Below are 21,921 nucleotides of genomic sequence, written 5' to 3'. Positions count from 1 at the left end.
TGTGGTACCTCTTTTCTCTTGCCGATGAACAACAAGGGATTATTTATTGGTTCAACTCTTTGGCTAGCGGCTTGCGCTGCAATTGGACACCAGCAAAACCGACACCAAAGGCAATCAAAATCACGACAACGTATTTCAGCATGGCTCCGAAATCTCCAGTATACAACAACAGTCCTGGAATAAAAGTGATGCCCATCCCAGTGGCAGCTAATTGGAAGACATACGTCGCAAACCCACCGACTGCGCCTCCCAGCATGCCTGCGCCAAAAATCCGCATCGAGCGTAAGTTGACCCCAAATAGTAAAGGTTCAGTGATCCCAAATAAGGTTGGAACCGCCGCACTGATGGCATTTGAGCGTTTGACTTTGTTTTTATAAATAAATGCCGCAGCAATCGCAGCCCCAAATTGTCCCGCCATACTTGCTGTACCTAAGACTTGTAGGACGTTTTCGCCTGTCGTATTCAATAACCCTAACTCAATAATACTTAACGAATGGTGCAATCCAGTGATTACGATCACTTGCTGAACCCCTCCGTAAATGATATAACCGATGCCCAATGGTGCTTGCACCAAGTAGACGATACTGTTGATGACTGCTCTTTCAGCTACTTGCAAGATTGGTCCTAACGCAAACAAAATCAAACCTAAAGTAATGACAATCGTTAAGAATGGTGTCACGATCAAGTCCATCATTTGCGGAACAAATTTACGGAACCATTTTTCTAGCTTAGAAACTAAGATCCCGACAATAATTGCTGGAAAAATCGACCCTTGATACCCAGAGATCGATAAACCGAATAAGTGCAATGGCTCTGCATCCCCGCTGGCAACTGCCCAAGCGTTCGGCAATTGCGGTGCCACCATCATCAATCCTACCACGATCCCGATGATCGGATTACCGCCGAATTTTTTCGTCGCACTATAGGCGATCAAAACAGGTAAAAAGGCAAACGCTGTATCCGTTAACATTTCAAACATAGCTAACCAGTCAGCACTATAAGTGACCCCCAACTCGGTCAATAATCCCCGAATCCCCATCAAAAGCCCCGTCGTTACCAAAGCTGGAATCAATGGCACCAAGACATCTGACAACGTGCGGACAACTTTTTGGACGGGTGACAGATTCGAATACACATCATCTTTGAAGCCAGCTTTATCAGCGGAGGCGTCATTGCCCATTTCTGCTGCGAAGGCTTGATAAACTTCATTGACTTTTCCTGTTCCAAAAATGAACTGATGCTGTCCCGTGTTGAAAAAATAGCCCTTGCTGCCCTCAACTGCTTCCGCTTTGTCTTTATCTACTAACTGATCGTCTTTCAAAATCAAGCGCAAACGTGTGGCACAGTGTTCAAAGTTTTTGACATTTTCTTTGCCGCCAACAGCTTCTAACACTTGGTCGATCGTTTTTTGTTCCTTCATTTTTCCCACTCCTTTGATCGTCGGTCCATTTGTGGAACCGGTTCTACATTTGTAGATTAACAGAAACCGTTTGCAATTGCAAGCAAAGAAAATAAAAAAACAGAACGCCGCAACTGGACGTCCTGTTTTCTCTAAAAATGTTTGCTTTATTTCTCCTGCTTGTCAAGCTTGGCAGTCGACTGTTTGACCACTAATCGATTCGGTAACTCGATCACCTCAGGAACCTCTTCCCCTTGCGTCAGTTTTTGGATCGTTAAGACGGCATCGATGCCTAATTGGACATAGGGATATTGGGTCGTTGTGATGGTCGGATAGACATAATCCGTCGAATCATAGCCGCCAAAGCCGTTCAAGGAAAAGTCTTGCGGCACTTGATACCCTAGTTCATGGGCGGCTTTCAATACAGCAACAGCAATATTGTCGGTAGCACAGGCGATGTACGTTGCCGATTGATCTTTCAAGAACATAAGGGCTTTTTGGTACGTTTCTCTTCTTGAAAAGGACGTTTCGATAAAGTCGACTTTGACGTTGGGCGTTTGTGCCAAGACATCAAGAAACCCTTTTTTCCGCAAGACACCTACCGCATAATCATTTTCGCTGACACCAACAAATAAATAACGTCGGTGGCCAGCGCTGACTGCATATTCTGCCATGGTTTTGCCAGCTTGATAATCTTCATGGACGATGGAATGAATGCCAGCTAACTGTTGACCTAACAATAAAACAGGCATAGGAACCTCTGCCAGCACCGCTTGCAGCTGCGGCGTGATTTTGCGCGCAAACAGGATCATCCCTGCTACTTTTTGTTTGACCAGCATTTCGATATTTTCTAATTCCCGTTCATCGCTTTGATCAGAGTTGGTGATTAGCATTTGATAGCCGTTTTCCCGTGCCGTCGTATCGATCCCTTTCAACACATCATTTGTCGACGGTGAATTCAGTCGAGGAATGATCACGCCCAGCAATTTCGTGTCTTGGGCTTTCAGCGAGCGAGCAAATGTATTGGGGCGATAGCCAGTTTCAGCAATGATCTGATCAATTTTTTTGCGCTTTTCTTCACTGATATAGCCATTGTTCAGATAGCGGGAAACCGTACTTTTCGCTACTCCCGCCTTTTCAGCAATGTCCTTGATCGTTGTCATGATTTCCCACCTTTGCATTTTCTTTTATTATAACAATAACTGAAAGAAAAGCGCAGGTTTTGCGTAAAAATTGTTGGGTTGGGCGGTTTTGGAATGAAGCTTCACTTTTTCGTTGCTTTAATACCCTGGTCCTTGGTATGCCATAAATGATCCATCTAAAAAACTTCGTAATTCTGCTTAAAATCTAACATCTATTTTTCTGAGATGTTCATCCATCTTTTCAAACAATATTTCATTGCGGTTTCTTATCTATCTTATGTAAAGTGCGTTTTGAACTTTTGATGTGTTCAAAATACATTAAATCTCACTGTTGTCTTCTCCTTCCATAGTATTGCAAGGGTTACTATCTCTAAGAGGTGATACTATGCTTATTACTAAATCAAGTCTACAAGGCAATTCCATCGCCGTTACGCTTCCTTCTGATAACGGAAAAAATCCTCCTGAAAACCAAGAATATATTGTTGTCTACGCAGAGGATGGGACGATCATTCTTGTTCCTAAAATTGAAGATCCTTTTAATGGTGGAGTGGAATCAGAGTTTTATGAAAAAGATGCGTGGGAAGACCTTTCATCTGAAGGGAAAATGATTTTTTAGTAACTAATGTTCAAACATACATTTCCAAAAAGCGACTATCGCTTGGATCGACTTTGCCCCTTCGGCTGGAAAGGAAATTCAATAAAAGACGTCCTGGCTTAGATATTTAACCGTTATTCGATTCTGATCATTTTTATAGCAAGCGGCATATAATAAAAAAACCAGCTAAGCTGCGCTTAACTGGTTTTTTCATTAGTAGAAATCGTACTTTAACTTTACTTTAAATCACCTCTACCCACGGTCCATCTTAACCCCGATGCTTTTTCGATAAGTTGCTATTTTTCAGCAGACATTAAAAACTATTGAGTACTTCGTTTGCATACTAAGATCGTACCCACACAATTCTTTAAAATAATTTTGATAATCACTTTCAATAATTCTTATAATGTCGGCTTCTGAAAAATCCTCATACTTTGATAAATCAGCTAATAGACTCAGTTTCGCATCAATCCCAAGAATTTTAGGAAAAACCTTCCAAAACGTTTCTTTCGAAATTTCATCTATCAATTGATTTAACCGTTCCAGTTGTTTTTCTAAGTAGTCTTCCAGCATGTCTTTCTCTCTTGGCAGAGATCTAATCTCTTCTAGAAAATATTCGTTATATTCTTTTTTCGTCGAAAACATCAATTCAATTGAACTCCTTTCCACTTTTTACTGATTATTACCATCTACTATAAAAGTAAACCGTGATCCTCTTCATTTAGTGAATGATTTTTCTGAAGTTTTTTTAGATTTGAGAAAGCAGCAAAACCTCCACGGGCTTTGCTGCTTTCTTTTTATATTGACTATTCTAAAAACTAATTATCTTGTTTTTTTCTTCTTATCAAAGATAATGAAAATGGCAAATAACAGTAGCAGCGATCCAACAATGATCATGATTCGTTGTCCAACCATCGCTTCCCCAGTATTGGGAAGTTTTGGATCGTTAGAATCTTCCTTCTCATTTTCTGGATTCTCTTTTTCAGGTGTATTTTGCCCACCGTTATTTTCTTCTTTATGATAGACATAAATCACTTCTTGCACGTCATTCGTAAACGTTCCAGATGCGTTATCTGGTATTTCCTTCACGGTCCAACCAGAAATTTCTTTTGGCTTACTCTCGTATGGCAGACCGACTTTTCCACTTAGAATCGTTGGTTCCGACAGTTGATTTCCTTCGGTGTCTTCATATTTGACTATTACAGGTGCCGCATCTGAACGGTCATAGATATAGATTACTTCTTGCGCTTCTTCAGTAAACGTTCCAGACACATTGCTTGGCATTTCTGGCACATACCAGCCTAGAATTTCTTTCGGTTTGCTTTCATATGGCAGACCAACTTTTCCGCTTAGAATCGTTGGTTCCGAAAGCTGATTCCCTTCGGTATCCTCATACTTAACTGTTACAGGTGCCGCATTCGAGCGGTCGTAAACATAGATCACTTCCTGTGGATCTTCGCTAAAAATTCCACGAGCATTGCTTGGCATTTCTGGCACATACCACCCTGGAATTTCTTTCGGTTCGCTTTCATATGGCAAGCCAACTTTTCCGCTTAATATCGTTGGCTCCGAAAGTTGATTTCCTTCGGTATCTTCATACTTAACTGTTACGGGGGCTGCATCCGAACGAGCATAAACGTAGATCACTTCCTGTGACTCTTTTCCAAAAATTCCACTGGCATTGCTTGGTGACTTTGGCACATACCAACCTGGAATTTCTTTCGGTTCGCTTTCATATGGTAAGCCAATTTTCCCGCTTAGAATCGTTGGTTCCGAAAGCTGATTTCCTTCGCCATCTTCATACTTGACGGTTACAGGTGCTGCATCGGAGCGGTCATAGACATAGACCACTTCTTGCGCTTCTTTTCCGAAAATCCCACGAGCATTGCTTGGTGTCTCTGGCACATACCAGCCTGGAATTTCTTTTGGTTCGCTTTCGTATGGTAAGCCAACTTTCCCACTTAATATCGTTGGCTCCGAGAGCTGATTCCCTTCGGTATCCTCATACTTGACTGTTACAGGTGCCGCATCCGAACGGTCATAGATATAGATTACTTTTTGCGCTTCTTCAGTAAACGTTCCAGACACATTGCTTGGCATTTCTGGCACATACCACCCTGGAATATCTTTCGGTTCGCTTTCATATGGCAGACCAACTTTTCCGCTTAGAATCGTTGGTTCCGACAGTTGGTTTCCTTCGCCATCTTCAAACTTGACCGTCACTGGTGCTGCATCCGAACGGTCATAGATATAGATTACTTCTTGCGCTTCTTCAGTAAACGTTCCATGAGCATTGCTTGGCGTTTCTGGAACATACCACCCTGGAATTTCTTTTGGTTCGCTTTCGTATGGCAACCCAACTTTTCCGCTTAATATCGTTGGTTCTGACAATTGATTTCCTTCGCCATCTTCATATTTGACGGTTATAGGTGCTGCATCGGAGCGGTCATAGACATAGACCACTTCTTGCGCTTCTTTTCCGAAAATTCCATGAGCATTGCTTGGTGTTTCTGGCAAATACCAGCCTGGAATTTCTTTCGGTTCGCTTTCATATGTCAAGCCAACTTTTCCGCTTAATATCGTTGGCTCCGAAAGTTGATTTCCTTCGGTATCTTCATACTTAACTGTTACGGGGGCTGCATCCGAACGAGCATAAACGTAGATCACTTCCTGTGACTCTTTTCCAAAAATTCCACTGGCATTGCTTGGTGACTTTGGCACATACCAACCTGGAATTTCTTTCGGTTCGCTTTCATATGGTAAGCCAATTTTCCCGCTTAGAATCGTTGGTTCCGAAAGCTGATTTCCTTCGCCATCTTCATACTTGACGGTTACAGGTGCTGCATCGGAGCGGTCATAGACATAGACCACTTCTTGCGCTTCTTTTCCGAAAATCCCACGAGCATTGCTTGGTGTCTCTGGCACATACCAGCCTGGAATTTCTTTCGGTTCGCTTTCATATGGTAAGCCAATTTTCCCGCTTAGAATCGTTGGTTCCGAAAGCTGATTTCCTTCGCCATCTTCATATTTGACGGTTACAGGTGCTGCATCGGAGCGGTCATAGACATAGACCACTTCTTGCGCTTCTTTTCCGAAAATCCCACGAGCATTGCTTGGTGTCTCTGGCACATACCAGCCTGGAATTTCTTTTGGTTCGCTTTCATATGGCAACCCAACTTTTCCGCTTAGAATCGTTGGTTCCGACAGTTGATTTCCTTCGCCATCTTCATACTTGACCGTCACTGGTGCCGCATCCGAACGATCATAGATATAGATTACTTCTTGCGCTTCTTTTCCGAAAATTCCATGAGCATTGCTTGGTGTTTCTGGCACATACCAACCTGGAATTTCTTTTGGTTCGCTTTCGTATGGTAAGCCAACTTTTCCGCTTAAAATCGTAGGTTCCGAAAGTTGGTTTCCTTCGCCATCTTCATACTTGACTGTCACTGGTGCCGCATCGGAGCGATCGTAAACATAGAGCACTTCCTGTGACTCTTCGCTAAAAATTCCATGAGCATTAGTCGGTGTTTCTGGCACATACCAACCTGGAATTTCTTTTGGTTCGCTTTCGTATGGTAAGCCAACTTTTCCGCTTAGAATCGTTGGTTCCGAAAGTTGGTTTCCTTCGCCATCTTCATACTTGACTGTTACGGGGGCTGCATCCGAACGGTCATAGATATAGATTACTTCTTGCGCTTCTTTTCCGAAAATTCCATGAGCATTGCTTGGCATTTCTGGCACATACCAACCTGGAATTTCTTTTGGTTCGCTTTCGTATGGTAAGCCAACTTTTCCGCTTAGAATCGTTGGTTCCGAAAGTTGGTTTCCTTCGCCATCTTCATACTTGACCGTCACTGGTGCCGCATCGGAGCGATCGTAAACATAGAGCACTTCCTGTGGCTCTTCGTTAAAAATTCCATGAGCATTGCTTGGTGTCTCTGGCACATACCACCCTGGAATTTCTTTTGGTTCGCTCTCGTATGGCAACCCAACTTTTCCGCTTAATATCGTTGGTTCCGAAAGTTGATTTCCTTCGGCATCCTCATACTTGACGGTTACAGGTGCTGCATCCGATCGATCGTAAACATAGAGCACTTCCTGTGGGTCTTCGCTAAAAATTCCATGAGCATTGCTTGGTGTCTCTGGCACATACCACCCCGGAATTTCTTTTGGTTCGCTCTCGTATGGCAACCCAACTTTCCCTCTTAATATCGTTGGCTCCGAAAGTTGTTTTCCTTCAGTATCCTCATACTTGACTGTCACTGGTGCCGCATCTTTATGTTCTATTTTTTCCCAAATATAGGTTCCTGGAATGGTTCCGTCATATAAGTCCATAAAATCAAACGAGGATTCATAAACCATTGGTACACTTGGCTCATTCCCATAAGCATCTTCTTTTTGTATCCACCTGCCAGTATATCCGTTCTCAATAAGAATCTCTGGTAAACGAGTAGACGTAGAAAAGATCGAATGCTCGCCTACTACTAGTTCGTTCAATTGTTTCGCGTCTAAAAACATCTGAGCCATACTTTCCACTATCGATGTGTCGAAATTTGATACATCAAGCTTTTCTATGGCTGATTCGCGAAACATCCACCACATATTGGTTACTTTCGCGGTATTCCAATTTGACAGATCTAAGTTTTTCAATGCTCTTGTATACTGGAACATTTCTCTAATATCAGTGACATTTTCAGTATTCCAGTTGGATACATCGAGAGAAGTTAAAGAATGAGTGAAGGCAAACATGTTTCTCATATCAGTTACGCTAGATGTATCCCAATTGCTAACACTAAATTCAGTTGGTACCCGTACTCCGCTGAACATATACGCCATATTTGTTACTTTGTTTGTTTTCCAATTGCTTGTATCAAGTGATGTCAATCTTGAAGCATTTCTAAACATGCTTAACATGCTCGTCACATTCTCTGTATTCCAATTAGATACGTCCAGAACTTCTAAATGAGGTAAGTTCTCAAACATCCAATTCATATTTGTTACATTAGATACATTCCAGTTTGAAACATCTAATTGACTCAGTGAACTATTTCCTCTATTGAATCCTCCAGCAAACATGCCATCCATCCGTTCTACTTTAGAGACATTCCAGTTGGATACATCCAAAGAGGTCAAATTCTTCTTTCCCCCAAACATATACCTCATATCTGTTACATTTCCTGTCTTCCATTTAGATACATCCAAAACAGTTAACGGTGTTACTGGGCTAGCAGAATTATCTAATTCTCTGAACATTTCTGCCATGTTTGTAACATTTGAAGTGTCCCAGTTAGACACATCTAACTCTTCCAAACCATAAGCATATCTAAACATGGCGAACATGTTAGTAACTTTAGAAGTGTCCCAGTTCGAAACGTCCACTTTTTTTAATTTTGGTAATCTAGCAAACATGCTTGCCATTGTCGTCACTTGGGAAGTATTAAAATTATTCCCATTTTCTATAATCATAAGCTCACTTAAATCACTGAATAAAACCGCAGAATTTACTGGCAACAATACTGGTGCCTTAACAACGATTTGTGTCACAGACGTGTAGGTTTTCCAAGGCGCAGTTGCAACGGTACCCGCATTTCCTTCTTCTAACACAATTGTTTTCGTTTCTTCATCCCATGTCCACGGAACGGTTCCCCACGTTCCTCTGACTAATGAATCTGATCGCTCATAAACATAAATGACTTCCTGTTCTTCTTCTGTAAATCTACCTGATGCATTAACTGGTGTTTCTATAACAGACCAACCGGGAATTTCTTTCGGTTCACTTGTGTAACGTTCTCCCACCTCCCCATTTAATATGTCTGGTTCGGATAATTCATTTCCTTCAGTATCTTCATACCGTATAGTCACTGGTGCTGAGATTAACCTTTCCCAAACATATGTCCCTGGGTTACTGCCATCATACTGATTCATAAACTCATCAGATGAAGCATAAATTACTGGAGTTGAACCGTTATCCCCCCCATCATTGATACGCTCTATCCATCTTCCAGAGTAGGGTAGACCTGCGTTGATTCTTGGCAATCTTACGTTTGAAGCAAAAATAGATTTCTCACCTAAGGTCAGTTCACGTAACGATTGGGTCATGTCAAACATATTATTCGTATTTGTAACATTCGTTACATCCCAGCTCGAAAGATCAAGACTCGTTAAAGATCTAGCCGAACTGAACATACTCAGCATCGATGTGACATTCGACACGTCCCAGTTTGACACGTCAATAGTAACTAATGAAGTCGCTACTCCAAACATATTCGACATGTTTGTTACACTCGAAACATCCCAACGTGAAAGATCCAAGCTTGTGAGAGAGTTAACCGCATTAAACATCAAGCCCATATCAGTTACACTGGAAACATCCCAGTTTGAAAGGTCTAAGTCGGATAGGGATCTGGCTAGACCAAACATGCTACGCATATTCGTCACGCTTGATACGTCCCAACTTGCAACATCCAAACTCGTTAAAGACTCTGCTGAATTAAACATTCCTCCCATATTTTGTACATTTGATACATCCCAATTTGACACATCTAAGCTTGCTAAAGATCTGGTTTGTCCAAACATTCCATTCATGTCCGTCACATTCGATACATTCCAATTTGATACATCAATATTTTTTAGTGTAGTAACGCCATGAAACATGCGATCCATGTTTGTCACATTTGACACATCGATATTTCCTGCATGCTCAATCGTCAGCAAATCTGTTAGACGTTCTGCTGCTTGCGCTTGCGGTGATCCAAACAACCATGAAACGTCTTCTGGAAAAATAACCTTGCCATTAACAGAAATTTGAACAACATTCGTGTAGGTTTTCCAAGGTGCTGTGGCTGACGTGCCGGCTGCCCCTTCTTCTAACACAATTGTTTTCGTTTCTTCATCCCACGTCCACGGAACAGTTCCCCATACGCCTTCCACATTTTCATCTGACTCTTCATGACTGTCTTCCTTACTACTGTCTTCTGCACTACTATCTACTGATTCTTCATGACTGTCTTCTGTACTACTATCTAATATAGCTTCACTGGAGCTTTCCTCAGAAGAGCTTTCAGATGAATCTGCCTCTATACCACTGTCTGTTTCGGTATGTTCCCCAGATCCATTGGTACTTATGTTTTCTTCAGTTACTGTCGACGGTTGATCGTCTTCTATCAATTGCCTTTCTTCATAACGATCTGCATTTCCATCCGCCAATTCACTTAGAAACCCTTCAGCAACAGGAACATCCGTCATTTCCAAATTATTTTCTAAGCTGTCGTTTTGAGAGCCATCCTTTACTGTATTAGCAAATACAGTGAGCGGCTGTCCTAGAGTCATTGCAATGACCAACATTATGTAACCTAACTTGCGTATCACTTCCCTAACACTCCTTTTCTTTTTAACGTAAACTTCTTGAAACATGAAAAATAATTATTCATGCAGACACTGCCGAATTGGTAGAATAATCTATCACGAGCTTGGAAGTTCTAAACAAAAGTATATAAGGATGTTTTTTAATAAAAAAATCATGTTTTTCACCCTAGGGGGAAATTAAGTATAAAAAAACCTATGCAAAAGGCTTTCTTTCCTTCTGAATAGGTAAAAAATAGGGTTATTATTTTAATTATTTTATAAGTTCGAACATTTTTGGTTCGATCGTTTTGAATAAGAGTTCCCAATCTTGTTTATCTGGAACTGTTTTCAATAATAGGCAGTTGGTGCTCACCTTATACTCTGACAAGTATTCACTGTAGTTTGTCACAATTAAATCAATATCTTCTTGGTTTAAGAATTCTTCCGTCAAAGCTGGAATCGTAATAAAAAAGATTTGATGACGATCACCAAAGTATTGATATACTCGCGATCTTATCAATTGACAGACATACAGATCGCCTTCTAATAAAAAAACAATTCTCTTGCTTTTGTACAAATACTGTTCTTTCAATCTTTCTCCCAGCAAAGTTAAGCTCGCCGTAATATCTTCCAAAAAGTCTTCTGTTATTCCTGATTCAGCGAAAAAGGAGCGCAAAAAGTGATGATTGTTGATGTATGATTCTTTGCATTCATGTTTTGTTTTCTCTATGATTTCTGACATTATTCTATTTTGAACTGGTGAAATTAGATGATTCACGTACCTAGAAAGGAAGAACGCACGATAGATCCATAAAAGTTCTGATGTATACAACTCAGGCGAGCAATTCTTGAGATAGTTTTCAGTTAAATGAGCAAAAGAATCAATGCGCTGCAATTGCGTACAGAATACCTTATCTTGGTCTATTTGATCAAAAGGCCGTTTGGCAATCGTTACTAAAAATAGCCAACAGAGCTCATCTGCACATAATTCCACTTGATAGATCTTTTGAATTCTTTGCTGAATCAAGAATAAATTAAGAAAATCCTTGTTATTCCTAACACTCTTGTAAAGATTTGTTGGTACATTGATCCTCTTTCCCTGACGTACTCGCTCGATAGCAATATATAAATTATAGTAAAATTCATTTGGAGAAGTACCTGTACCAATCGTAATTTCCTTGATTTTAGATAAAAAAGTTTGATAGATCAATTCATGAATCTCTTTTGGAGGAACCAACGTATGAGGGGTCATTTCCCCTTCATAGTAAAAATCTTTGAAAAACTTTCGGATGTTTGCTTCATCGCCTTTTAAATCAATGGGAGTGAGTGATAGTTTTAATCCGTATTCTTTAAGAACCGGCTCAATTTGTCTCAAATAGCGTCGAAATGACGTTTCTGATATGTGAAATCGGTCAATTAATTCCGCTACGTCCTCTAGCTCTCCATAGAAAACGTTTCCCAATAATTCAAACAAAATTTCATTTTGCAATAGTTTTTCTTTTTGTTCAATAAATCGAAGGGAGTTCTTTTTTTCGAAAAGGTACCCATTGTTCGTTGAAACAATTTGCGCACTATCAGAAAAATACTCCTTTAGCTTATTTATATCAGTTAAAATCGTCCGTTCTGAAACCTCATTTAGTTTAGCTAATTGACCCTTAGTCGCTTTTTGTGTCCGCTCAAAAAGATTCAATATACGAAACCAGCGAATAGTTGTTGGATCAACAATAAACTTTAACTGCAGATCTTTCATCCTAACACCTCCCAACTTTATAGAAAATCATACCATGTATTTTTAACCCATAATCATTTTTTCATTCCTTTTCTAACTTACTACATTTTCTCAATGATGTGAACGTCACTTGTAAATGAATATTTTTTGCTATTGATCAAAGACTCTAGTCAAAAAATATCAAAACGATTACTGCTGAAAAGAAGGCGTTATTTATCTAATCTAAACAAAGAACAATTGAAGTAAGAAAACCTATACAAAATCAGCTACGCCAAAACTTTTCCTTTTGTAGGTGCTACCATTTGATTGAAGAAAATTATAAGTTAGAATCAATGATTCGTTTTTTTAAATCAGAATAAAATCATATGAATGTTAGGTAAAAAATAGAATTCCTTAACCACTCCTCGTATTTGTAAAAAATGAAAAAAACTACTATTCAGCATCCATCGCTTTAATAAACACTGTTTTACTTTTTTCAGTTTGTATTTATCAACTCTTATTCTCAATACAAAAAAAACAGCTAAGCCACAAGCTTAACTGTTCTTTCTTTTATAATTGATAAACGTCTCTATCACACATTCAAAATCCACATAAACCCAAGAAAGACAAAGAACAAGCCGTACATGATTGGTGAGACTTCTTTGCCGCGTTTGGCTGCTAACATGGTGATTGGGTAAAAGATGAAGCCCAAGGCGATCCCATCGGAGATACTGTAGGTCAACGGCATGCCTAGTAGAATCAAGAAGGCTGGGATTGCGATTTCCATTTCGTGCCATTTGATTTCTCGTAGCGATTGTGCCATCAGCACGCCTACGACGATCAGAGCTGGTGCCGTCACTTGGGAAGTAACAACGGATAGCAATGGTGAAAAGAACAAGCCGAACAAGAAGAAAACTCCAGTCGTCACGGCAGTCAAGCCAGAGCGACCGCCCACGGCGATCCCAGCGGAGGATTCGACATATGCGCCTACTGGTGAGGTCCCTAATAAAGAACCAGCGAGCATGGCGGTGGAGTCAGAAGCAAGTGCTTTGCCGACCCGCGGCATTTTGTTGTCTTTCATAAAGCCCGCTTGATTGGCAAGTCCCACCAAGGTGCCTGCCGTATCAAAGAAAGTGACGAGTAAGAAAGTCAGTACTACGACCCACATTTGCAGGGAGTTGATGTCTCCTACATGGTTTAGCGCCACTAAGAATGTGGAAGAAATACTTGGTGCAGCAGAAACGATACTGGATGGTGCTTGGATCAAGCCAGTCAAAAGACCTAAAACAGTTGTTGCGGCCATCCCGATAAAAATTCCACCAGGAACTCTGCGAACCATCAAGACGGCAGTGATCACTAAACCAAAAATCGTCAGCCACGTCGTACCGACACTCAATGACCCTAGTGCCACAAGGGTCGAATCATCGGAAACGATGATCCCGCCTTCGCTCAATCCCAAAAAGGCGATGAACAGACCGATCCCGCCAGAGATGGCGTATTTTAAATCAGCAGGGATCGCATCAATGATCAGCTCCCGTAATTTGAAGATCGTGATCACGATGAAAATCAGTGATGCCACAAACACACCCGCTAATGCTGTTTGCCATGGAACCCCCATTCCAATACAGACTGAATAAGAAAAGAAAGCGTTGATCCCTAATGCGGGTGCCGTAGCGATCGGGTATTTTGCTAAAACCCCCATCAAGATACAGCCCAATGCGCTGGCTAACGCCGTTGCCGTAAAGACGGCACCTTCGTCCATCCCAGATGCCCCAAGGACCGTTGGATTGACGAATAAAATATAGGCCATCGAGATAAAGGTGGTAAAACCAGCTAAGATTTCTCGTTTGACCGTTGTTTGTAAGGCATCCAGCCCAAAAAAGGAATTGATTTGATTCTTCATTTTTACTCCTCCAGCAATCAAGCAAAGGTGCCGCCATTGCTTGATTTTTTATAATGAAAACGACGAAATCAATCATAAACCAACTTTATCTGCAAGTAAATATTATCCAGTTAAAAAAACCAATAAAACGCTTTTTCCAACATCTTACCCTTAGCTGTTTCTAATCAACGTGTAACGACTTCTCATTCACCAATTGCTCCAGTTGTTCCTTGGTGGTGCGCTTGATGGAAAGCTTCGGCAGCTCCTTCAACGAAAAGTAATCGCTGGTGGAGGTTTCACTGTTTTTGATGAAGTCCCCTGCCAAAACATCACAGGCAAAGACCAGCTTATAGTATTGGAACACTTGCGGAATGTCTGGTCTTACATTCGTATCAAAAATTGCTCGCAGCTCCTTGACCTCAACGAGTAAGCCAGTTTCTTCCAGCACTTCTTTTTTGATGTTTTCCCGTGGTGTCAAGCCAATTTCTGCATAGCCTCCTGGCAGTGACCATTCTTTCGTCAGGCTGTCTTCCACCAGCAAGATTTTTTCGTCTTTTTGGATCAATGCTCGTACATCGACTTTTGGCGTAGGATAGCCCTCATTTTTTTCTGTTAAAAGGGTCAACGCAGCTGCGTCTTGATCCACGACGGTACTCATCAAATGCAATGCCAACTCTTTGATCTCTTGGTAACGTTCCTTATCGTACACATCTTTGCCATAGTACAAACCTGCTTCAGCGATCGATAACAGGCGTTTGTATTGCGCAAAATAATCTTTCATCCATTCCCCACCTTTTCCATTTATCTTATATGCTTCTTATTCTAGAGGAAATCGGCGGTTTTGCAAAAGATTGGCAACCCAATCATTGAATTCTCGTTGCTATCATCACCTGATAGACGCAGATTTTTGTAAAATCAGCCGATTTAAGGGACAATGAAAAGAGCAGAACGATTTTTCTCAGAAAGGATGATGAAGGTGAACTTAACGCCTGATTTAGTTTCCAAAGAACAATTGATTGGAAAAATTCAAAAAGATATGGACCAAACGATGCTCGTCTATGCACTTTTAGTTTGTGCAACGCTGATTGCTTCGATTGGTTTGAACTACAACTCTACGACAACGATTATCGGGGCGATGTTAATTTCGCCACTTTTAAATGGGATCAACGGGATCGGCTTTGGTTTAGGTCTTTCCCACTTGCGCTTAGTCAAAAAAGGGCTGCTGGTCTTTAGCATCCAAGTCATCATCGTACTTATCATCTCATTTGCCTTTTTCTTACTCACGCCAGTCAAAGACACAACACCTGAGATCATCACCCAAACGTCTGCGACGATTTGGGATATTTGCGTCGCATTGATCGGTGGTTCAGCACTGGCTTTTGCCAAAGTCAGGGGCCGCGACAACGATGTTATTATCGGCGTCTCCATCGGGACGTCCCTGATTTTGCCGCTTTGTGTGACAGGTTATGGGCTGTCGATCAAAGACTATTCGATTTCATGGGAGTCTGTTCAACTCTTCTTCACCAATTCCTTTTTGATTTGTTTTTCCTTGTTCATTACCATCTGGCTGTTGCAGTATGGGGATTTCCGTCACCAAAAATGGTGGAAGTTTGCCGTGGTTGCCTTACCGATCACGGTCATTGGGAGTTTCTTCGTTTATACGACGATCCAAACGACCATCGTGGAATACCATGCCAAGCGTTTTGTAGAAGCCAAACTGGGGGAACATTATTTGCTGGAGCAAACACTTAATGAGCAGAAACAATCCCTTGAATTAAAACTCGTCGGTGAACCACTCTCGAAACAAGCGGTCGCGCAGCTTGAAGCAAGTCTTGAAAACTATGCTTTGCCCGACTACCAGCTCAAGGTCAATGTCTATTCTGCCAATAAAGAGGGGCAATTTGATGCCAAAGTATTAGCCGAAATCCTACAAGTCCAAAACCAAGGAACTTCGAAATTTTTGGGCTTAGACTAAAAAAACAGGCGCTGCCCTTTTCAGGTGTAGCGCCTGTTTTTCTTCAATTTAAGTCATTGAGTTGTTCAGCGATTCTCTCGATCAACGGGCGATAATCCACTTGCTCGTAATCTTCCACATTGACTTCGATAAGCGCTCCTAACTGAAAGTCATCGTAACGGCGATCAGTGATGATTTGCCGAAACGCTTCTTTGGTTATATGGTTGGTTGCAGCTTGTCTATCTTCCAGCACATCCCCGTAATGGTACCGTTCCATGATAAAACTCAAGTGACGGTCATCCGCTCGATCACGTAAGTAACGTCTTTCCCATAAGGTTTCAAAAGAAGCAGTCAAGCGAATGGTCAAGCACTCATAACCATAGCTTTGGGCGAGAAAAGTTAGCAATGGCTTCTGTTTTTCACTAAAAGGGTATTCCGAGACCACCAAGCGTTTTCCTAAAGACATGTACAAGCCCAATGCCTGATAGTAAAAAGGCCAAACATACTGCTTTTCGATCTGGGCTTTTTCTGCCAATGAATCAAAGCCGAGGGATTCGGCATAGCACTCTTTGATTTCATCTGGCGTAAGAGCGAAAAGATCAGGAAAACGTTTCTTCAACAGATTCAGTAAATAACTTTTTCCAGTTCCAGGGCTGCCTGCTAATAAAACAAGCATCTTTTTGCGTACCATCTATTTGCCGATCGCAGTCGGCGCTTTCGTATTCATGAAAAGGCCGATCTTGTGCTTGACGATTTCTTTGATGGCTTCATTGGATGGGATCACGTTGTGGCGCAAAGATTTGTTGACTTCCGTTGCCCCAAAATTTTCTTTCGCAATCTTCGTCCAATTGACCAACAATTCAGTACCTACATTAAACTTGCGAATGCCGTTATTGATCAATTCGGGATAATCTTCTTCTTTGACGCCAGTTCCTCCATGAATGACTAGCGGCACGTCGACGACTGCATGGATCTCCTTCAATAACTCAACATTCACTTCGGTTTTTGAGCGGAATTGACCGTGATTGGTTCCGATAGCGATGGCTAGCGCATCGACGCCAGTAGCAGCAACAAATTCTACCGCATCTTCTGGGCGTGTGAAGACTTTATCGTCTTCTTCCACATGAATGCCTTCTTCTGTGCCGCCGATCGTTCCTAGTTCTCCTTCGACGGACACACCATTAGCATGAGCGTATTCGACGACTGCGCGCGTCTTCAAAATGTTTTCTTTGAAGGGCAAATGCGAGCCATCATACATCACCGAGCTATAGCCGCTATCAATCGCCGCTTTGATCTCATCGAAATCTCTGGCATGATCCAAATGCAAGACAGCATCTACTAGCTCGTGATCGGCAATCGTTTTGACGACATTGACCAAGACATCATAGCCGATGTATTTCGCCGTATCGATACTTGTTTGAATGATGATGGGTGCCCCCATCTCTTTGGCTGCCCGCAGCATACTTGGCAGCATTTCTAAATTATGGGTATTAAAAGCCCCCACTGTAAAATTCAATGCTTCTGCTGTTTTCGTTACTTCTTTTAATGTTGTATACATCCTTGATTCCACCTCGTCTAGTTTAATTGCCGCTGATCGTAAGTTGTTTGGCGATTTGCCGCATTTCTTCCATTTTGTCCATGTAATAGTCGATCTTTGCATCGTCGCCGTTTCGTGCGGCGGCGGCACGCTGAGCATTGTAAAGGGACATCAGTTTTTTGTAGCCGTCCCCGATCGATTTTTTCGCCTGCAAGCTTTTTTCCAATGCGTCGATCGCTTCTTCTGTGCGGGAAAGTTTTGCCTGCGCCAAGCCTAACGCTTCATACAATTTTGCTTGTTCGTCGATGTCGGTTTCTGCTTGCAACTGACTTTCTAGATTTGCAATAAGCGCTTCTGCCTCTTGGCTTTCTTCAGCGGTCAAAGGAACCGCTGGTGTTTCTGTGGGCTTTTTTTCTTTTTTGAAAAAAGAGAACATGCGTCTTCCTCCTAGCGATTAAAAGTTTTTCAATAAGGGACTGATGATCCAAGCATATAGCAAGGCTGCCGTGACGGTATCCACATCAGTTGCCGTAGCGTTAACAAAGCCCATTTGATTGAAGATCGTTACAAGTAGGGCTGGCAATAACGTAATGAAGAAACCGTGAAAGATCCCTCCGATGATCGCCCCTCGACGTCCACCGACCGCATTGCCGAAGATCCCAGCGGTGCCGCCTGCAAAGAAGTTCGTCAGCATCCCTGGCAAGATCATCGCCAAGCCAAAGACTGGTAAAACGAACATGGCTATGACTGTCCCAATCGTTGTAGTAATGAAGCCTAAAATAACTGCATTTGGGCTATATGGGAAGAACACTGGGCAATCGAGTGCTGGTTTTGCATCAGGCACCAATTTCATGGCGATCCCACGAAACGCAGGGACGATCTCGCCTAAGAGCAACCGAACGCCTGCTAACAAAACATAGACCCCAACCACGAATTGAATGGCTTGTAAGAAGGCATACATGATGTAATTTTGATCACCAGAGAGCGTAGAAGCAAAGGTTTCTCCAGCAAACAAGACCGTCACGATATACAGTGGAACCATCACGACCATGACAGAAAGATAGGTATCTTGTAAAAATTCAAAAGAACGTGGCAGTTTGATGTCTTCGATCGATTTTTTCTTCTCGCCTCTTTCTCCAAACAGATAGGCAACGCCTGCTTCAAAGAGGTAGCCGATCGTACAGAAATGTCCGAGAGCAATGTCGTCTGACCCAGTGACTTTGCGGATGATGGGCTGAGCCATCGCTGGCATCGCTACGGCAAAGATCGCTCCAATCAACCCACCGACAAGAATCAAGACAACGCCCCGTAAACCAGCGAAATAGCCAAAGACCGTCGTCATGGTCGCCATCCATAAAATGGCTTGACCCGTCAAGAAAATATATTTCCATTTTGTAAAGCGTGCCAATAAAATATTAAAAACAAAGATGGCTAAAAATGTCAGCGCTATGTCCCGACCCAAGCCCAACTCATTCATCGCTTGCCCGTTGATGGCTTCGATGGAAGGAATTATGCCTTGCATGTCGAATCCTTCTGTGAAAATCTCGCCGAAATAGGTCAAACTACCGACGATGATGCTAGAACCAGCGCTTAAAACCTGGAAGCCCAATAGCGTCTTCAAACTTCCTGAAATGACTTGACCTGCTGACTTTTTCTGAAGCAGCAGCCCTAACATCGCGATCAAAGCGATCGTGATCGATGCCTGCGTTAAAATATTATCAATGATAAAATTGATGATGCCCATTTTTTCAAACTCCCTTCGTCATGACCCTTCCTTACAGTGCGCCTTTTTCCGTTAATACCGGGGTGATTTTTTCTTCGATTTCTGGTTTTGAAACGATGTTGCGTAAATAAATGATTGCGGTTGTCGGGTCCAAAGCAAACTTTTCAAATTGCGTCCGAAAATTCTCTGCCGTAATGATGATGTCTGGTTTCATTGATACTGCTGATGAGATATCGACATGATCCAATTTCGCCTCCACTCCTAATTTCGTTAAGACATCTTCTGTTGACATCTGAGCCGCAAAACTGCTGCCAAGACCTGCACCGCATACGAATAAGATCGATAATTTGTTCATGATTTTTTCCCCTTTTCTTGTTTTTTATGAAAATAGCAATGATTGAAACGCTTCAATCGTAGAGCAAGCCAGCAACTGCGTGACTTTTTCTTCATCATTGATCAGTTCGATCAATTCCTTCATGATGGCAAGATGAGAGTAGGAGTCCACCGCAGCCAAGCAAAAAATGATTTTGACGGGGTCCATTTCTGGGTTCCCAAATGCGACTGGCGGCGCCAAGGTGAGGACACTCACACCCAACTGCTGGGCGCCATCTTCTGGTCGTGCATGCGCCAGCGCCAAATGTTTGCCAATGACGATATAGGGACCGTATTCCTCCACCGCCGCAACCATTGCCTCGATATAGCGTTTTTCGATGATCTGTTCTTTTACTAGCGGCTGCGCAGAGCGTTCAATGGCTTCTTCCCAATTTTGAACAGGAACGTTTAATTGAATATGATTAGCGGATAAAACATCTTTTAACATTGGCTGAATCTCCCTTGCATTAATGGATAATTGATTTTGTTCAAACAAGTGTGTCAATTTGCGATAGGCGGCAGCATCGACTGTCCCGCCGCTTTCTTCAATCACTGTAAGCAACTGATTGAAGAACAGCGTGGCATTTTTTTGGTCAAAGGCGATCCGCTTGAATTGTTCATTGTTGTTTAAGAAACGGCGGATCACTTGGTGATTTTCTTCATTGATGATCGGTGGGATCAGTAATACCGGCTTTTCTCGATAATCGATCTCATAGGTTGAAAAAACCAGATCCACATCGAATTTCGTAATCAAATTGACTTCTTGTGAATTCAAGACTGCCGCAACTTCTACTTCTGGAAACTTCTCCTTGAGGCTGGCTGCCAGCAGATTGCCGGTTGCCATTCCATGGTTACAGACGACGACTGCCTTATAGCTCGTAATGAGCTCGTGGTTCAATGAACTTAGGGCTGTAGAAAAATGGATCACGAGAAATGTCAGTTCATCTTCTGAAAGTGATTGCCCGACGATCTCTTCGATCGTGGGGGCGAAGCCCTTGACGGCTTGGTAGATTTGTCCATAATTTTTGCGAACAGTCTCTTTGATCGGATTGGGTACTTGAATGCCGCTCTTGGCTCGAACGATCAGCGCTGCCATATGTTTATACAATCCCTCTAACAGCTCTTCTTCCTTTTTACTAAAAGGGATCTTGGTTTGGCATTCCACAAATTGGATCAGCTGCAGCGACAAAAGTTGCGCATGCGCCCATTCGATGGAATTGGACAAATCTTTAAAGTTCAGTGACTCGATGATGAAAGAAAGATAGTTGACTTCGATTTCTGGTGGCTGGATCGAAAAGGTTTCAGCGATCGCCTGGATATAGGCTGACCCTTGGAGCGGATTGCTGGAAGTAGACCAGTTCATGCGAGTGATAAATTCCTTCATTCTGATACGCATCAGCCAAATGGCGGTAAACAATAAGATTTGGCTACTGTACAACTCATTTTGATTTGGCGGCAACACTGCTTGCATCACTAGTTGGATCTGTTTGATTTCTTTTTGCGGCAAATAGCGATAAAGCAATTTCGTAAAGACTAAATCTGGGGTCTGTTTATCAAGTGGCAACCTACCGATCCGCTGATTGATGATGTCAAAAATCATCGTCCGAATCGCTCGTTCCGATCCATTCAACCGCAGTCCTTTTTTTCCTAGGCTGATGATCTCAATGCCATATTTATTGATGTCCGCCCGCAAACGGCGCATGTCTTCATCCATGCTGCTTTTTGATATCTGGTACGCTTCTTCTTTTTTATTCAACACCAGGATCTCTTTTGAAAATGTCAGATGCAGCAGCAGATCAAAACTCCGCTCTTCACGGGTCATATATTCCGACTGTTGTGCCTGTAATGCCTGCCAAACGATGGCTTGCTGTTTCGAGGTCAGTTTCAAAAGGATGCCCTTTCCTCGAAGAGTTTGGATCGGTCCGATGTGTAAGTCAGCAAGAAACGTGTTGATCTCATTCAAATCATTGCGGATCGTCCGCCCACTGGCTGCGGTCTCTTCTGCCAGTTGCTCGATGGATAGTGGATAATCAGTCACCAACAGGCGATGCAAAACATCTACGATTCGTTTTTTCACAACTTTCTCTCCTTCTCTGATTTGAGTATATGATTTCGCTTACAACAAAAAAAGTAGATGTTTCTGCCACTTTAGTTTGCAAAAATGTAAACGCTTCTATTTCAAAATAGGAACCTTTGCTCGATTATTTCATATTTCCCTTATTTTTCCTATCCGATGCAGAAAACGTTTAGATAGAGGATCAAAGG

The 21,921-nt window shown here is 42.1% G+C and carries 15 protein-coding genes; 2 read left to right on the top strand and 13 right to left on the bottom strand.

The genetic code is table 11. The features are described from left to right. Nucleotides 1-43: 43 nt before the first annotated feature. Together IGI69_RS04790 and IGI69_RS04785 are read right to left on the bottom strand one after the other, a co-directional pair. On the bottom strand, nt 44-1,420 hold the full coding sequence (locus IGI69_RS04790) for a PTS transporter subunit EIIC (protein WP_015509272.1): 1,377 nt from the start codon (nt 1,418-1,420) through the stop codon (nt 44-46). Between the two features lie 146 nt (nt 1,421-1,566). Continuing rightward, nucleotides 1,567-2,562, bottom strand: coding sequence for a LacI family DNA-binding transcriptional regulator (locus IGI69_RS04785; RefSeq protein WP_270266351.1), 996 nt, complete (start codon nt 2,560-2,562; stop codon nt 1,567-1,569). 364 nt (nt 2,563-2,926) lie between these two features. Between IGI69_RS04785 and mazE the strand changes: the two genes are divergently transcribed. After that, nucleotides 2,927-3,157, top strand: a complete 231-nt coding sequence (gene mazE, locus IGI69_RS04780; RefSeq protein ID WP_270266349.1) for a type II toxin-antitoxin system PemI/MazE family antitoxin — start codon at nt 2,927-2,929, stop codon at nt 3,155-3,157. Nucleotides 3,158-3,439: 282 nt separating this feature from the next. Here mazE and IGI69_RS04775 read toward each other — a convergent pair whose 3' ends face one another. The 5 genes from IGI69_RS04775 to IGI69_RS04755 all read right to left on the bottom strand — a co-directional run bounded on the left by IGI69_RS04775 (nt 3,440) and on the right by IGI69_RS04755 (nt 14,851). Continuing rightward, the gene (locus IGI69_RS04775) at nt 3,440-3,781 is read right to left on the bottom strand and encodes a DUF7006 family protein (protein WP_081343842.1); all 342 of its coding nucleotides are present in this window, start codon (nt 3,779-3,781) and stop codon (nt 3,440-3,442) included. Nucleotides 3,782-3,958: 177 nt separating this feature from the next. Further along, the gene (locus IGI69_RS04770; protein WP_438739880.1) at nt 3,959-10,504 is read right to left on the bottom strand and encodes a MucBP domain-containing protein; all 6,546 of its coding nucleotides are present in this window, start codon (nt 10,502-10,504) and stop codon (nt 3,959-3,961) included. Nucleotides 10,505-10,751: 247 nt separating this feature from the next. Further along, nucleotides 10,752-12,230 carry a helix-turn-helix domain-containing protein gene (locus tag IGI69_RS04765; RefSeq protein WP_074534977.1) on the bottom strand — a complete coding sequence of 493 codons (1,479 nt, stop codon included), beginning with the start codon at nt 12,228-12,230 and terminating at the stop codon, nt 10,752-10,754. A 550-nt stretch (nt 12,231-12,780) separates the two neighbouring features. After that, nucleotides 12,781-14,091: an NCS2 family permease gene (locus IGI69_RS04760; RefSeq protein ID WP_016610053.1), complete on the bottom strand. Its 1,311-nt coding sequence runs from the start codon at nt 14,089-14,091 to the stop codon at nt 12,781-12,783. Between the two features lie 160 nt (nt 14,092-14,251). Further along, nucleotides 14,252-14,851: an NUDIX hydrolase N-terminal domain-containing protein gene (locus tag IGI69_RS04755; RefSeq protein WP_438739877.1), complete on the bottom strand. Its 600-nt coding sequence runs from the start codon at nt 14,849-14,851 to the stop codon at nt 14,252-14,254. A gap of 189 nt (nt 14,852-15,040) precedes the next feature. Between IGI69_RS04755 and IGI69_RS04750 the strand changes: the two genes are divergently transcribed. Next, a complete protein-coding gene (locus tag IGI69_RS04750) occupies nt 15,041-16,045 on the top strand; it encodes a DUF389 domain-containing protein (protein WP_438739875.1) in 1,005 nt (334 codons plus the stop codon). A 43-nt stretch (nt 16,046-16,088) separates the two neighbouring features. Here IGI69_RS04750 and IGI69_RS04745 read toward each other — a convergent pair whose 3' ends face one another. Genes IGI69_RS04745 through IGI69_RS04720 form a run of 6 tightly spaced genes read right to left on the bottom strand, consistent with a single transcriptional unit; the run spans nt 16,089 to nt 21,733 of the window. Then, nucleotides 16,089-16,715 carry a zeta toxin family protein gene (locus tag IGI69_RS04745; RefSeq protein ID WP_026008045.1) on the bottom strand — a complete coding sequence of 209 codons (627 nt, stop codon included), beginning with the start codon at nt 16,713-16,715 and terminating at the stop codon, nt 16,089-16,091. Beyond that, complete coding sequence (locus tag IGI69_RS04740) at nt 16,716-17,582, bottom strand: class II fructose-bisphosphate aldolase (RefSeq protein ID WP_428206492.1); 867 nt, start codon at nt 17,580-17,582, stop codon at nt 16,716-16,718. Between the two features lie 22 nt (nt 17,583-17,604). Next, nucleotides 17,605-17,997 (bottom strand): hypothetical protein, encoded by a 393-nt coding sequence (locus tag IGI69_RS04735; protein ID WP_005225457.1) that lies wholly within the window; start codon nt 17,995-17,997, stop codon nt 17,605-17,607. A gap of 18 nt (nt 17,998-18,015) precedes the next feature. Further along, complete coding sequence (locus IGI69_RS04730) at nt 18,016-19,305, bottom strand: PTS sugar transporter subunit IIC (protein ID WP_008379073.1); 1,290 nt, start codon at nt 19,303-19,305, stop codon at nt 18,016-18,018. A gap of 31 nt (nt 19,306-19,336) precedes the next feature. Continuing rightward, entirely contained in the window at nt 19,337-19,639 is a 303-nt protein-coding gene (locus IGI69_RS04725; RefSeq protein ID WP_005225455.1) for a PTS sugar transporter subunit IIB, read from the bottom strand. 24 nt (nt 19,640-19,663) lie between these two features. Next, complete coding sequence (locus IGI69_RS04720; protein WP_438739871.1) at nt 19,664-21,733, bottom strand: BglG family transcription antiterminator; 2,070 nt, start codon at nt 21,731-21,733, stop codon at nt 19,664-19,666. Nucleotides 21,734-21,921: the final 188 nt, after the last annotated feature.

This window comes from Enterococcus sp. DIV1083b, from assembly GCF_051713705.1.
Taxonomy (GTDB): domain Bacteria; phylum Bacillota; class Bacilli; order Lactobacillales; family Enterococcaceae; genus Enterococcus_D; species Enterococcus_D casseliflavus.
This window is presented reverse-complemented; position numbering and strand designations above follow the sequence as displayed.